The following is a 14,252-nucleotide window of genomic DNA, read 5'->3' on the forward strand; positions in this document are numbered from 1 at the left end:
AGTTTAACGCTAAGGTTCTTTGTGGTTATCTACTTCATATGTTATATACTCATCCTTATTATGTTTACGGGGATGAATTAGGATCGGGGGGAAAACGATGTCTTTCGAAACACCCTGAGTTTTCAAAATTGAATTGACAGGTAATGTTTCTGTCTGCAGGGAGGAATGTAATTTACTCTTCAGTAAAACACTCTGTGTGTTTTCTTCTTCGATCTTAATCAGATTAATATTTAGAGCCGTCTCTAATTTGTGTATAGTTTCAAATGTTAAGTTTTCATTGCCGTTAACAATTTTGCTAACCTGCTGCCGGGATACCCCCATCAGTTCAGCTAACATAGATTGATTCATCTTTCTTTCATGCAGCACATCTAATATCCTGACAGCAATAGCGAACGATTTTTTTCTCCAGCCTTCTGTAGCAATCCTTTGTGCAGCTTCATTTTTCCAATTTGAGGGCTCGGCACTAGCTAACCCTTTTAATTTTTCATTTAAATTCATATCAGATTAATTTATCGCTTTAGGTACATCAAAGATATTCTCCTTCACCAAATTAATTTATCGCTTCAGGTACATCAAAGATATTCTCCTTCACCAAATTAATTTATCGCTTCAGGTACATCAAAGCCCTTCTCCTTCACCAAATTAATTTATCGCTTCAGGTACATCAAAGCCCTTCTCCTTCACCAAATTAATTTATCGCTTCAGGTACATCAATACCCTTCTCCTTGACCCAATCCTTCACCAAATTAATTTATCGCTTCAGGTACATCAATGCCCTTCTCCTTGAACCAATCCTTCACCAAATTAATTTATCGCTTCAGGTACATCAATGCCCTTCTCCTTCAACCAATCTTTTACCAAATTAATTTTCCGTAATTCTTCCTTTAAATGCGGACGATCATTCATCGTTTCCGTTAGCTTGATGCCACCACCAGTAATAACAAAAACATTAGGAGCCAGCCTTATAGCGTAGATCCTGATTTTCGGCCTGCGAATTTCTTTTGAAAGAGATGCTTTAGATTTTTGTAATGGGTATAACGTAAATTCATTGTTTGACAATGGTTTAAATAATTGCTGCAATTTTATGCAATCATAATAATAGAATAACTGCTTTTCCATTAAAACTGCTTCATCCCTTATTTCATTAGCAGCTTTTTCTACTGTGATTGATCCTTTAAATGCTTCCTGCAAGTCATCTTTATTTTCCTGACAAAATGCATGCACATACGCTGCATTATTCCATAAATTAAACAATCTGGTAAACTCATCCTCATCATTCCCTGCATACCTGACTGCATAAAGTGCATTATCATAATCCCTCCCAAAAATACAATTTATTTTCATGTTTGCAACTTTTAAGTTGACATTTTTTTAAATTTCCCTCAAATTTTACCCCCTCTAATACCTAGAGTTTAACCTTAACCTAATTAAATAATTGATAACCAAATCCTTATGTTTACATCGAATTAATGCTTCCAAATCAAATAAATATGATTTGCTCCCCGAATATTTATGAAGGATTTGTAATAATTATTACCCGTATGTTTTTGATTTTACTTTGGATGGTGCATCTTTTTCTGGTTAACAAAATTTTAATTCATTCTATAAATAATCCAATGAAACTCCCATAGAGAATTAGTAGAATTTTCACTTTAACTGGATAGTATGTATGAAAAAAATAATTGAAGAAACTCAAACAATGGGTAACCTTCAATGGACATCTTAGTAAAGATGAGGTGCTCAATGGTAAGCAGTATGTAATATACATTTAAAATCTTGAATTAATTACTGTTGAAAAAAAACAGCACCGGTAAAAATGTAAGTTCATTCGAGATAGAATTGATGGCAAATGGATACAGGCATAATCCCATCTGAATCCCACGCGACTGATAATCTGATTTTAAGAATTTAAATTAGAGGGCATAAAATAATTTTTTTCATTGTAAACGGTGGTATTATTACTACATCATATTAAATAATAATGTTCCTTCATTACTTATGAGAATACTATTAGTGCTTTTTATCTTTGTATAAGGTAGCAAGATCCGGGTTGTATCTTTTGTCGTCTCATCAATATCTTTGCGTATGATCGCACATCGCAGTTTAGGGAACACCCCGTTTGAGATCAGCCGGAACCTGAAGAATAAAATTCTTTCAGGAGAGATTGCTCTGGGAGGATATAGAAAAAACAAGATCTATGGTACACTGAACTGTACTTCCGGCAAACGGATGAAGATAGAAAATAGAGTCTTTTTCAAAAATGAGGCAGAAGCTATTGCGAATGGTTACAGACCTTGCGCTCATTGTCTGCCTGAAAAATATAAACATTGGATGCAAAACTTATTACCGGAAGATGGAGAAGTATACTTCTACCCGGAACTGTTTACAACAGTAGAAAGCGACCGGCTTTATGAACTATTATCTCGCGAAATTGAATGGAAACAGGAACCCATATTTATTATGGGTAAAAGTATCCTGCAACCCCGGTTAACTGCCTGGTATGGTGATATAGACAAACCTTACAGTTATTCCGGAATCACCATGGAGCCACATCACTGGACACCCGCTTTACTCGAAATAAAATCGAAAATAGAAACAATAGCAGGTGTCTGCTTCACAAGCGTACTACTGAACTTTTACAGGGATGGCAAGGATAGTATGGGTTGGCACCGCGATAATGAAAAAGAATTGGGTGTTAATCCGGTAATAGGCTCTGTAAGCTTCGGTAGTCCACGAACTTTTTGCCTGAAGCACTACAAGGAAAAAACATTGATAAAGAAGATCCCTTTAACACATGGCAGCTTCCTGCTAATGAAGGGTAGCACTCAGCATCATTGGCTGCACAGTATCCCCAAACAGCCTGGAATAACAGGCGGGAGAATTAACCTCACTTTCAGAGTCATAAAGACCGCAAGATCCGGGTTTTAAGCCCCCCTTTACAGTTGTAGTTTTGTGTTGTAATAAAGAGATTATTATGACAACATTACACATTATTCCGATAGAAGAACAACTGCTAACCATCAGTTACAGTTTTAATGCTACCCGGTTTGGAAAGGTATTGATCGCTTCAACATCAAAAGGTGTTTGTTACATAGCTTTTGCTGACGGAGATGAAAAAGAGGCTTTTGCTGAGCTGGAAAAACAATTTCCCAATGCAGTCTATGGCATTATCAGGGATGAATTTCAACAGAATGCACTACATATTTTTGAAGAGCAGGATACTCAGCCGGTTACACTTCATGTAAAGGGAACTCCCTTTCAACTGGCTGTCTGGAAAAAACTCCTGGAAATACCTGCGGGAAATGTATTGTCTTATGCTGCTCTGGCTGGTGATGTAAAGTTCGCCAGGGCCGTAGGGACAGCTGTTGCTGCCAACCCTGTGGCATATCTGATTCCCTGTCACCGGGTGGTGAAATCCAATGGAGAAACAGGAAACTATCACTGGGGCAGCGACCGGAAGGCTGCGATTATTCATTGGGAAGCTACAAATAAGAATAACTAGCCACTTCCTGCTTATCCTCAGAACATTAAAAGAAGAATCATATGCAATTAAAAAACTGGGAACAGATCACCACTGATCTTAATAACAACGGATTTGCCATCGTTAAAAACGTTCTAAACAAAGCTCAATGCGATGAACTGATTCGCGATTACAACGCAGACAATACCTACCGGAAAACTATTACCATGGAGCGTTATCGCTTTGGTCTGGGAGAATATAAATATTTTCAGTATCCTTTGCCGGAGCTGATAACTAGCATCCGGGAAAAAGTATATACGTACCTGGCACCCGTAGCAAACAAATGGATGGAAGTATTGCGCATAGATACCCGGTATCCGTCCAATCATGAAGAACTGAAAACTATTTGTCAGGAAAAAGGACAGGATAAACCTACCATCCTTATTCTGAAATATGGGAAAGGTGGGTTTAATACACTGCACCAGGATTTATATGGTGATATATACTTTCCGATGCAGGCAGTACTGTTCTTAAATCAACCGGAAGAAGATTATACAGGAGGGGAGTTTGTACTCACTGAACAGATTCCTCGTGCACAGTCAAAAGCAAATGTGCTGCAACCGGAGCGGGGAGATATGCTCATTTTTACCACCAATTTCAGACCTGTAAAAGGAAGCAAAGGATATTACCGTGTCAATATGAAACATGGAGTAAGCCCGTTGCACAGCGGCGAGAGGCATACCCTCGGTATTATTTTTCATGATGCACGTAGCTAATCATAATTTTGCAATATGGAAATTCAACAGGAGATCGATTACAATCGTATTGCTGAGGCCATTGAATATTTCAGGCTTAACTTCAAATCGCAGCCCAGCCTGGAACAGGCTGCAGAACATGTTAACTTAAGTCCATTCCATTTTCAACGGATGTTCAGGCAGTGGGCGGGTGTAACTCCCAAACAGTTCCTTCAATACCTCAGTATTGAGCATGCTAAGGAAATTCTTAAAGGGCACAAAGCCACTTTATTGGATGCGGCATTTGAAACAGGGTTATCAGGTACCAGCCGCTTGCATGATCTGTTCGTGAAACTGGAAGGCATGACACCTGGAGAATACAAAAACGGAGGAGAACAATTACAAATCAATTATAGTTTCGCAGAAACACCTTTTGGAACAATCATAGTGGCATCTACGCGTAAGGGGATCTGCTACATGGCTTTTGCAGATCAGGGACATGAACTGGCCTTTAATGACTTACTGAGCCATTTTCCCAATGCTCATTATACCCAGATCGCAGATCAGATCCAGCAAAATGCATTGTTTGTCTTTACGCAGGACTGGAACAAGCTGAAAGAAATTAAATTACATCTGAAAGGCACTGCTTTCCAGTTGAAAGTATGGGAAACCTTACTGAAAGTACCAATGGGGGCACTAACCACCTATTCAGGGATTGCTGGTGCGGTAAATAATCCAAAGGCTATGCAGGCAGTAGGTACCGCCGTTGGCAATAACCCGGTGGCATTCCTGATCCCCTGTCACCGCGTGATCAAAGCAACGGGTGAACTAGGGCAGTATCACTGGGGCAGCATGCGTAAAAATGCGATGATAGGTTGGGAGGCTAGTAAAGTGTTTTCATCATGAATATACCCATCAACGGGACATTTAGTTTCAGAGAATGCTTGTGGTTCCTGAACCGCAACTTTGACGATTGTATGCATACCACTGGTGTAGACTATGTACGGAAGGCCATACTGATCAATGATCAACCGGTATTGTTCGAGATCCGGGAAGGTAAACAGGAATTAGTGGTGAGCATCCTTCATGGAAATAATACTGCTGTCACCCAAAAAGCGATTGAAGATTTTATTCATGAGTGGTTTGACCTGAGCAGGGACCTCAGCCAGTTTTATGATCAGCTTTCCTCTCATAAAGATGTGTCTTATATGTCCCGGGATTTCGCCGGACTGCGCCTCATTGGTATCCCCGACCTGTTTGAAGCAATCTGCTGGTGTATCATCGGCCAACAGATCAACTTAACCTTTGCTTATAAAACCAAGCGACGCCTGGTAGAGAAATATGGAGGGAAAGTGACGTACGAAGGACAGGACTATTATACATTCCCATCGCCGGAAGCACTGGCGGATGCTAGTCCGGATATACTCAGGGAAATGCAGTTCTCCGGTCAGAAGGTTGTATACCTGATAGGTATAGCTACAGTTTTTAAAGAAGAGCGGATGAGTAAAGCATTGTTACTGGCATTGCCGGATGTAGCCGCGCAACAAAAGGCACTCACCGCAATAAAAGGGATTGGTATCTGGACAGCCAACTATACACTGATGAAAACGTTGAGGATACCATCTTCCATCCCTTATGGTGATGCCGGCTTATTAAATGCTTTGATCGCCCATAAAATTATCAGTGATAAAAAAGACCTTGATGCACTCAATGAATTTTTCCGGTACTTTAAAGGCTGGGAAAGCTACCTGGTATTTTATTTATGGAGAAGCCTCGCTCCACAGAACGGATAAGCTGTTATCCCTCAACTAAAATATACGAAGATAAAAGCACGGTTACAACAGTATAACTTTAAGTAATGACCCATAACTAATGACAATTTTTGAATCACACCCATTATAGTGAGCTTTGTATTGTCAAAACAAAGGATTGTCATGGAAGGAGTAATACGGAAAACAACAAAGCAGATCCTGGATAGGAGCATTACCACTAGGGAATTAATCTTTTTACTGGCACTGGTCTTTTGCTTGTCTCCATTCATCTCACCACCAGTAGCCTTATTAATGGGACTGATCATCGCACAGTTTATAGGGCATCCTTATTTACATCTCAACCATAAAGCCACACATATTTTATTACAGGTATCTGTAGTAGGGCTGGGGTTTGGTATGAATGTGGGCAATGCAATGAAAGCGGGTAAGGAAGGCATTTCATTTACCATTATTTCTATCATCTTTACATTGGGAATGGGCTTTCTGATGGGGAAAATCTTTAAGATAGAGAAAAAAACATCTTATCTGATCTCTGCCGGTACAGCTATTTGTGGAGGTAGTGCAATTGCTGCTATTGCTCCGGTGATTAAAGCAGAAGAAAAACAGATCTCCGTTGCCTTAGGAACCATATTCATTCTTAATTCTATTGCACTGTTTTTATTCCCGGTAATTGGACATGCACTTGACCTGTCACAGACCCAGTTTGGTTTATGGTGTGCTATTGCTATCCATGATACCAGTTCTGTAGTAGGGGCCGCCGGGAAATATGGAAGTGAAGCACTGGAAGTGGCCACAACGATAAAACTGGCCAGGGCATTATGGATTATTCCAATAGCCTTTTCATCTACTTTTATTTTCAGAAACAGGGACCATAAATTAAAAGTGCCTTATTTTATTGGATTGTTTGTTTTAGCGATGGTGCTTAACTCATATGTTCCAGGAATCGGAGGCTTCAGCCGTTACGCGGTATATATTGCTAAATCAGGATTAACGCTTACGTTGTTTTTGATTGGTTGTGGCTTATCCCGCAGTGTGTTGCAGTCTGTAGGATTTAAGCCTCTTTTACAGGGAGTAATACTCTGGGGAGGTATCTCTGCTGTTACATTGTGGGCAATCGTTTCTTTAATATAATAAAGCAATGTCAGCAGGTAGTCTGAATATCAGAAGATCCTGGTGGGCAATTGCGGGCCTTAGCCATTTGACACACAATTGATACCGTTCAATAAATATTCTAAAGCTCATACGCTTAATCAAGACAGATAGAATTACTACCAAATGGGTACAGCCCGCAATTCCACCTGGATCCAGGGTGTTCTTCATTGCAAACCCTAATAAAGAGAGCCTGTATCGCATGTGATACAGGCTCTCTTTACTATAAATATAAAAGTATCTACTACTATTGATTAGCAGCAGCTGCTTGTTTCTTTTTCTTATGATCTACAATCGCGCCTATACCAGCACCAGTACCAGCACCAATGAGTGTTCCGATTGCAGCACCTTTCACACGATCATTTTTATTTACGATAGCGCCTGTAATTGCACCGGCACCAGCACCAACAACGGCACCTTTAGCAGTGTGGCTCCATCCCTTTTTCTTGGTTGTTGCAGCAGGAGCCGCAGTGGTACCTTCACCACCACCACCTACTACACCATCATTCTGCGCAGCCGAAGAAGCATGGTGTTCATGCACTTTATTGACTGTCTTCATAGAATCAATGATTCTTTGTTTTTCATTCACTGCAGTCATAGAATCTATAACTGCCTGTTTTTCTTTTTCTGCTGCTACTTCAGGATTAGGTTTGTTATTGCAGGCGAAAAGTACTACAGTTGTTGCTAATGTAAAAATTAACTGTTTCATAGCCGGATTATTTGGTTTTAAATCTTCAACAGACGCCGGGCCAAAATTATGCCATTATTATTAATATCCCTCATTTTGTTGATAAATAGAATGGTGTAAATACTGTTTTTTTGTTATTTGTTTGTTTTTCAAGTATTTACTGGGAAGAAATATGTGGGGTGTTTATATGAAAAGGGGGCATTAATGCCCCCCTTTTCATATAAACACTACTTTAGCAGCCTTCCGGAACCGGTAATATCCACCTAACGCTAGTGCAATTATACCAGCACTTATATCTAATCAAGCCGAGCAAGATGAGCTTCTATCTCTTTCCTGTGTGCTTCATATTGCGCAGGTAATTTAAGATTCTTACCCAGCTCTTCGAGTGGTTCATCTACTGTAAAACCTGGATTGTCAGTGGCTATTTCAAACAATACACCACCGGGTTCCCTGAAATACAGAGAGTGGAAGTAATTACGGTCTATCTGCGGAGTGATCTGTAATCCCATGTCAACTATCTTCTGACGGAATGCCATCTGAGTGGCGTCATCCTTTACACGGAAAGCAATGTGGTGTACTGTACCATTGGCTCCTAAACCATGTTGTTCCGTAGGCAGTTCCACCAGGTCAATGACATTGGCAGTATCAATAGCATCAGTGGCATAACGGTAACGGTTACCTTCCTGGGCTACCAGTTTATATCCAAAGATCTCTGTCAGTACCTTCGCAGTTGCCTGAATATTATTCAGTGTCAGCGTAGTATTATAAAATCCTTTTGTAGCAGCATCAGCCTTTACTTCAGCTGTTTCATAAGGCTTCCTGTTATCAGGTGTTTTAGGTATGATGAACTCTAATTTCAGACCGTCCGGATCTAAGAATGTAAGATACTTTTCACCAAACCGCTCTGCTGGTTTGTTATAAATTACATTATTCTCTTCGAAGCGTTTGATCCAGAAATCAAAACTTCCTTCTGGTACAGAATATCCGATCTCTGTAGCCATACCTGCACCGCGACGGCCTTGTCTTACTGCGCTTCCCCATGGAAAGAAAGTAAGGATACTGCCAGGATTACCCTGTTCATCTCCAAAGTAGAAATGATAGGTTTGCGGATCGTCAAAGTTTACAGTTCTTTTTATAAACCGCAGTCCAAGAACTTTGGTATAAAAGTTGAAATTGCGTTTGGCATCGCCGGCGATGGCTGTAATGTGGTGAATGCCCAGTATTTTGTTTTCCATGATCATTTGATTTAATGATGTAAAATTCAGGAATTCTGATAACCTAACCATTAATCTATGACAAGAAAAAAGGGCCTCATCTAAGAAGGCAAACCACTGAGCATTTTTTGAGTATCTTTAACGGTATTAAAAAGGAATCAATGAAGCATTTGTGCCTACTATTAACTACCGGATTATTTGTACTGGCTGCATGTCAGAATAACACCAAATCCCCAAAAACAGAACAGGAGGCATTTGAACAGGCTGCTAAAAGCCCGGGTATCAATGCTGGTGCAGAGAAATTCACGGTTACTACACCGGAAGGCTGGCAAAGACTGGATACGGCATTGAATGATGTTAAAGCTACCTTCCTCTTTGCGCCGGCTTCCAGGGATGGATTCCGTTCAAATATTAATGTAGTTACTGAATCTATGCGGGGTGCTTCTCTGGATGAATACTTCGAAAAGAATGTTGCCGTAATGGGGCAGTACATGCAGAACTTTTCTGCCGGTACTAAAAGTGAAAAGGAAATTAATGGCGGCAAAGTAAAAATACTGGAATACTCACATAGCCAGAATGGACTGGATATGGACGTTACCATGGCCGTTATCCCTAAGAACGGGATTGCCTATGTGATCACTGTTACAGCGCCTAAAGGTCAGCGTGCTAAATACCAGCAACAATTTGAAGAGGTTGTGAAATCATTTACGATTTCCTGATAGAATACCGTTAGTAAAATATTAGTCTATTAATTTGATAGATTTTTATAGCTTCACCCTGTAAATAAATATTTAGAAATGCAAATTCTAATTTACAGGGTGATGGCTTTTGTCATCACAGGTGTTCTTTTTTCTACATCAGCTACATTTGGTCAAACCCGGAAAAATAAATCTAAACCCAATATTATCTTCATTCTGGCAGACGATCTGGGATATGGAAATCTCTCTTCTTATAATCACAATAGCCGGATTCCTACACCAAATATCGACAGATTAGGTACTGAAGGTATCCGTTATACTAACTTCTACGCAGGAACTACCGTTTGTGCACCCTCCAGATGTGCTTTACTAACAGGGAAGCATATGGGACATGCCTATATAAGGGGAAATACCCGTTTACCTATTCGCCCGCAGGATAGTACACTCGCGCAGTTATTGCAACAGAATGGCTATGCTACAGGTATGTTTGGTAAATGGGGGCTAGGGGAGGCAGGTACTACAGGGTCTCCTGAAATCAAAGGCTTTGATGAGTTCTTTGGTTACCTGAATCAGGGGCATGCACATGACTATTACACAGATTACCTTTATGAGGTGAAAGGTGGAAAGATCAGTAAAGTTGCACATGATACTACTGTATATACGCATGATGCCATTATGAAACATGCCATCACTTTTATCAAAAATAATAAAGACAAACCTTTCTTTCTTTTCTTACCGGTAACCTTACCACATGCGGAACTGGATCCACCGGCTAAGGATATGGTTCCTTTTTTAAATGCTGATGGCAGTAGCAAATTCCCGCCCGAAACACCGTATCTTCAAAATGGAGGTACTTATCGTAGTCAGAAAAATCCACATGCTGCTTTTGCAACTATGATGACTAAACTGGATAACAATGTGGGGGAAGTGATGGCGTTGATTAAACAATTAGGACTGGATGATGATACCTACATCTTTTTTACAAGTGATAATGGTCCGCATAAAGAAGGCGGCGCTGATCCTGAGTATTTCAACAGTAACGGACCTTTAAGAGGTATAAAGAGGGATTTATATGAAGGAGGAATCAGGGTGCCAATGCTGGTAAGAGCGCCCGGCAAGGTGCCTGCAGGCCGTGTAAGCGATCAGCAATGGGCATTCTGGGATATCCTGCCCACCTTTACAGATCTCACCAATTCGCATACACTTAAAGGTATTGATGGATTGTCTTTTAAACAATCATTAACAGGAGGGAAACAAATCGCCAAACATGATTATTTTTACTGGCAGTTTAACGAAGGATATTTGCAGGAAGCCGTGCTAAAAGGTGATTGGAAACTAATCCGGTTTAAATATAAAGGCAAACCTGAAAAGTTTGAACTGTACAATCTTCGTACAGACATCGGCGAGAAGAATGACCTGGCTGCTGCTAACCCTGATAAGGTGAAAGAATTTAGTACAATCATGCAACAGGCAAAAACACCTGCTGAAAATAAAGAGTTTGACTGGTCCGCTATTGAAAATTAACCAGTTCCCGTAAATGAAACGTTATGAAAATGCCTAAGACACTGCTGATAGCAGTATCACTCATTTTATTGTCCCGGTTATCCTATGCCCAGAAAATCTGGCCGGAACTGACCAAAGAAATGAAACCATGGACCCGCTGGTGGTGGATGGGAAATGCTGTGAACGAAAAGGATCTTGCTGCTTCATTATCCACCTATCAGCAGGCAGGTATTGGTGGTGTTGAAATAGCTCCTATTTATGGTGCCATCGGTTATGAAAAGCAATATATAAATTACCTGTCTTCTGCATGGATTCATATGCTCGACTTTACCGTTGCTACAGCAGCCAGGCTGGACATGGGGGTAGACCTTACCACAGGCACCGGATGGCCATTTGGTGGTCCGCAGGTAACACCGGAATATGCTGCTTCCAAAATGAATATCTTCTCTTATCCTCACCTTATGCCGGGAGCTGAACTTTCTATTGCTATGCCGCAAGGGGCACGATTAGAAGCTCTGACTGCCTATAATGAAGGGAAGGTACTCCAGCTAAAAGATAAAGTAGATGAAAAGAATGGAATATTAAACTGGTCGCCAACATCAGGCTCCTGGGACCTGTTCGCTTTATTCAATGGTAAAACTCAGCAAAAAGTAAAACGTGCGGCTCCGGGTGGTGAAGGCTTTACTCTGGATCACTTTTCTGCAGCAGCACTAAAAGTATATCTCAACCGTTTTGATACAGCTTTTCATCGTACACCTCATGGTGTGAGGGCTTTTTATAACGATAGTTATGAAGTGTATGGGGCCGACTGGACCACCGGATTCTTTAAACAGTTTGAGAAGAGAAGGGGATATGACCTGAAACAATATATCCGCATATTTGCTGAAAAAGATTCCTCAGAACAAACAGCACGCATCAAATCGGATTACAGGGAAACAATGTCAGAACTGCTACTCAATAATTTTACAAGACCCTGGACACAATGGTCGCATGAGTATAAAAGTATTTCAAAGAATCAGGCACACGGATCTCCTGGTAATTTATTGGATCTGTATGCTGCTGTAGATATTCCCGAATGCGAAACTTTTGGTTCTACATATTTTCCAATTCCCGGACTTCGCCGCGATAGTGCGGATATCCGTAATGTTGAACCCGATCCGGTGATGCTGAAATTTGCTTCATCGGCAGCACATGTTGCGGGGCATCCGCTGGTTTCCTCCGAAACATTTACATGGCTTACTGAACACTTTAAAACATCCTTATCTCAATGCAAACCTGAAGTGGAACAATGTTTTCTTGCAGGGGTAAACCACGTGTTTTTTCATGGTACTACTTTTTCTCCCGAAACAGTGACATGGCCGGGATGGCTCTTCTACGCATCCGTGAATTTTGTTCCATCCAATAGCTTCTGGCCGCATCTGCCTGGATTAACAGGCTATATCAGCCGTGTGCAGTCTGTACTGCAATCAGGTAAACCTGATAATGAATTGTTGGTATACTGGCCGGTATACGATATCTGGCACGACCCTGCGGGAAAAGAAATCACACTGAAGGTGCATGATATCGACAAATGGTTACATCCTACTCCCTTTTACAAACAGGTTGTAAATCTGCAAAAAGCGGGCTACTCACTGGATTTTGTTTCAGATCAACTCCTGGACAATGCAGTGGCAGATGGAGGAATGATCCGCACTGCAGCGCATACTTCTCCTTATAAAGTGTTGGTTATCCCGGCGGCTACACTGATGCCGGTTGCCACCCTTCAAAAAATAATTGCACTTGCCGGCCAGGGTGCTACAGTAATGGTAGAGGCTTTGCCTGAAGATGTGCCAGGATGGGGAGAGTTGGAAAGCCGCAGGAAACAATTTAAAGACCTGCTGGCTTCCATTCCTTTTGCTGAAAATGGAGTTGCGAAAATAGGTAAAGGACAAATTATTCTTGCTCCGGATATTCAGCAGGGGCTGGAATTACAGGGGATTAACAGGGAAGCCCTGACAGATGCGGGATTGAAATTCATCCGTCGTAAATCAGGTGCGGATACTTATTATTATATCGTAAATCATACGGAAAAAGCAATTGATCAGGACATCCCCCTGAATGCAACATCTGCTACAGTCGTAATTATGGACCCACAAACGGGTAATTACGGAAAGGCCCTCATTCACAAATCAGGTGTCAAAATACAGTTGTTGCCTGGTGAAGCATTAATCCTGAAAGTATTGCATCAGCCTGTTGCGTTGAAAGATTGGGTATACCTCAACCAGCCACAGGAACCCATTACATTGCAAGGTAACTGGGTACTGCAGTTCATTACGGGCGGACCATTTAAACCTGCTCCTGTGCAAATGACCAGCCTTGTGTCATGGACTACACTTCCGGATTCTGCTGCTCAATCATTCTCCGGAATGGGAAGTTATCAGTTGTCTTTTACTATACCTTCTTTAAAAGCGAAAGAGTATATACTGGACCTGGGCGAAGTACATGAGAGCGCCAGGGTTTGGATAAACGGGAAAGATGCCGGCATATTATGGAGCATTCCATTTAAGGTAAGGATAGGCTCGCTATTGAAACCGGGAAAGAATGAGATTCGCATAGAAGTGGCTAATCTGATGGCTAACCGTATCCGTTATATGGATGAGCATAAAATCCCCTGGCGCCGGTATCACGAAATTAATTTCGTCAATATCAATTATAAGGATTTTGATGCGTCTGGTTGGAAATTACAACCTTCAGGATTGATAGGGCCTATTGTAATAAGGCCATACATATAACACAAAAGTTATGTGTTAAAATTGATAAAACGGATAACTTTTCCAGATAAAATTAGTACTTTCATAACTCATCAAAGAAAAGGAGGTATTCATGCAATCTACAGAATATTCATGGAAACCTTCGGTTAGTATCGCCTAACCGGGTTGCTCCATAAAAGAAGTCTGTTGACGCGACGCGTCAATGCCCCGGCTTAGTCCGGGGCTTTTTTTCTAAAAGATTATCCCGGGTAATTGTTGTGAAACAGCATACTTATTGATTTCTA

13 protein-coding genes are annotated in these 14,252 nt (G+C 41.0%); 9 read left to right on the top strand and 4 right to left on the bottom strand.

Annotated elements, in window-relative coordinates; translation table 11 throughout:
- Positions 1–9: 9 nt before the first annotated feature.
- The gene (locus tag BM176_RS14705; RefSeq protein ID WP_090104240.1) at positions 10–498 is read right to left on the bottom strand and encodes a helix-turn-helix domain-containing protein; all 489 of its coding nucleotides are present in this window, start codon (positions 496–498) and stop codon (positions 10–12) included.
- A 306-nt stretch (positions 499–804) separates the two neighbouring features.
- Positions 805–1,344 carry a hypothetical protein gene (locus BM176_RS14710; protein ID WP_090104242.1) on the bottom strand — a complete coding sequence of 180 codons (540 nt, stop codon included), beginning with the start codon at positions 1,342–1,344 and terminating at the stop codon, positions 805–807.
- A gap of 741 nt (positions 1,345–2,085) precedes the next feature.
- Between BM176_RS14710 and BM176_RS14715 the strand changes: the two genes are divergently transcribed.
- The 6 genes from BM176_RS14715 to BM176_RS14740 all read left to right on the top strand — a co-directional run bounded on the left by BM176_RS14715 (position 2,086) and on the right by BM176_RS14740 (position 7,097).
- Positions 2,086–2,928: an alpha-ketoglutarate-dependent dioxygenase AlkB gene (locus BM176_RS14715; RefSeq protein ID WP_090104244.1), complete on the top strand. Its 843-nt coding sequence runs from the start codon at positions 2,086–2,088 to the stop codon at positions 2,926–2,928.
- A 46-nt stretch (positions 2,929–2,974) separates the two neighbouring features.
- Positions 2,975–3,502, top strand: coding sequence for a methylated-DNA--[protein]-cysteine S-methyltransferase (locus BM176_RS14720; RefSeq protein ID WP_090104246.1), 528 nt, complete (start codon positions 2,975–2,977; stop codon positions 3,500–3,502).
- Positions 3,503–3,543: 41 nt separating this feature from the next.
- Positions 3,544–4,236: a 2OG-Fe(II) oxygenase gene (locus BM176_RS14725; RefSeq protein WP_090104248.1), complete on the top strand. Its 693-nt coding sequence runs from the start codon at positions 3,544–3,546 to the stop codon at positions 4,234–4,236.
- Positions 4,237–4,251: 15 nt separating this feature from the next.
- Positions 4,252–5,100 carry a methylated-DNA--[protein]-cysteine S-methyltransferase gene (locus BM176_RS14730; protein ID WP_090104250.1) on the top strand — a complete coding sequence of 283 codons (849 nt, stop codon included), beginning with the start codon at positions 4,252–4,254 and terminating at the stop codon, positions 5,098–5,100.
- Positions 5,097–5,987, top strand: a complete 891-nt coding sequence (locus BM176_RS14735) for a DNA-3-methyladenine glycosylase family protein (RefSeq protein ID WP_090104252.1) — start codon at positions 5,097–5,099, stop codon at positions 5,985–5,987. The genes BM176_RS14730 and BM176_RS14735 overlap by 4 nt, the downstream gene beginning before the upstream one ends.
- Positions 5,988–6,128: 141 nt before the next feature.
- A complete protein-coding gene (locus BM176_RS14740) occupies positions 6,129–7,097 on the top strand; it encodes a YeiH family protein (protein ID WP_090104255.1) in 969 nt (322 codons plus the stop codon).
- Between the two features lie 265 nt (positions 7,098–7,362).
- Here the strand turns inward: BM176_RS14740 and BM176_RS14750 are convergent, their stop codons facing one another.
- Both BM176_RS14750 and BM176_RS14755 read right to left on the bottom strand, forming a co-directional pair.
- Entirely contained in the window at positions 7,363–7,824 is a 462-nt protein-coding gene (locus BM176_RS14750) for a glycine zipper domain-containing protein (RefSeq protein WP_090104259.1), read from the bottom strand.
- 275 nt (positions 7,825–8,099) lie between these two features.
- Positions 8,100–9,038: a ring-cleaving dioxygenase gene (locus BM176_RS14755; RefSeq protein WP_090104937.1), complete on the bottom strand. Its 939-nt coding sequence runs from the start codon at positions 9,036–9,038 to the stop codon at positions 8,100–8,102.
- 140 nt (positions 9,039–9,178) lie between these two features.
- Between BM176_RS14755 and BM176_RS14760 the strand changes: the two genes are divergently transcribed.
- The 3 genes from BM176_RS14760 to BM176_RS14770 all read left to right on the top strand — a co-directional run bounded on the left by BM176_RS14760 (position 9,179) and on the right by BM176_RS14770 (position 13,989).
- A complete protein-coding gene (locus BM176_RS14760) occupies positions 9,179–9,736 on the top strand; it encodes a DcrB-related protein (protein WP_090104261.1) in 558 nt (185 codons plus the stop codon).
- Between the two features lie 78 nt (positions 9,737–9,814).
- Positions 9,815–11,239, top strand: a complete 1,425-nt coding sequence (locus BM176_RS14765; protein ID WP_255373515.1) for an arylsulfatase — start codon at positions 9,815–9,817, stop codon at positions 11,237–11,239.
- Positions 11,240–11,262: 23 nt separating this feature from the next.
- Positions 11,263–13,989, top strand: a complete 2,727-nt coding sequence (locus tag BM176_RS14770; protein WP_090104265.1) for a glycosyl hydrolase — start codon at positions 11,263–11,265, stop codon at positions 13,987–13,989.
- Positions 13,990–14,252 lie beyond the last annotated feature (263 nt).

Origin of the sequence: Chitinophaga sp. CF118 (assembly GCF_900112615.1) — a bacterium.
In the GTDB taxonomy this organism is placed as follows: domain Bacteria; phylum Bacteroidota; class Bacteroidia; order Chitinophagales; family Chitinophagaceae; genus Chitinophaga.

Bases quoted from the DNA above. Each gene is read 5' to 3' on its own strand.
- BM176_RS14710 (WP_090104242.1), bottom strand. From the start codon at position 1,344: ATGAAAATAAATTGTATTTTTGGGAGGGATTATGATAATGCACTTTAT.
- BM176_RS14760 (WP_090104261.1), top strand. From the start codon at position 9,179: ATGAAGCATTTGTGCCTACTATTAACTACCGGATTATTTGTACTGGCT.
- BM176_RS14720 (WP_090104246.1), top strand. From the start codon at position 2,975: ATGACAACATTACACATTATTCCGATAGAAGAACAACTGCTAACCATC.
- BM176_RS14770 (WP_090104265.1), top strand. From the start codon at position 11,263: ATGAAAATGCCTAAGACACTGCTGATAGCAGTATCACTCATTTTATTG.
- BM176_RS14715 (WP_090104244.1), top strand. From the start codon at position 2,086: ATGATCGCACATCGCAGTTTAGGGAACACCCCGTTTGAGATCAGCCGG.
- BM176_RS14765 (WP_255373515.1), top strand. From the start codon at position 9,815: ATGCAAATTCTAATTTACAGGGTGATGGCTTTTGTCATCACAGGTGTT.
- BM176_RS14740 (WP_090104255.1), top strand. From the start codon at position 6,129: ATGGAAGGAGTAATACGGAAAACAACAAAGCAGATCCTGGATAGGAGC.
- BM176_RS14705 (WP_090104240.1), bottom strand. From the start codon at position 498: ATGAATTTAAATGAAAAATTAAAAGGGTTAGCTAGTGCCGAGCCCTCA.
- BM176_RS14750 (WP_090104259.1), bottom strand. From the start codon at position 7,824: ATGAAACAGTTAATTTTTACATTAGCAACAACTGTAGTACTTTTCGCC.
- BM176_RS14730 (WP_090104250.1), top strand. From the start codon at position 4,252: ATGGAAATTCAACAGGAGATCGATTACAATCGTATTGCTGAGGCCATT.
- BM176_RS14755 (WP_090104937.1), bottom strand. From the start codon at position 9,038: ATGGAAAACAAAATACTGGGCATTCACCACATTACAGCCATCGCCGGC.
- BM176_RS14725 (WP_090104248.1), top strand. From the start codon at position 3,544: ATGCAATTAAAAAACTGGGAACAGATCACCACTGATCTTAATAACAAC.
- BM176_RS14735 (WP_090104252.1), top strand. From the start codon at position 5,097: ATGAATATACCCATCAACGGGACATTTAGTTTCAGAGAATGCTTGTGG.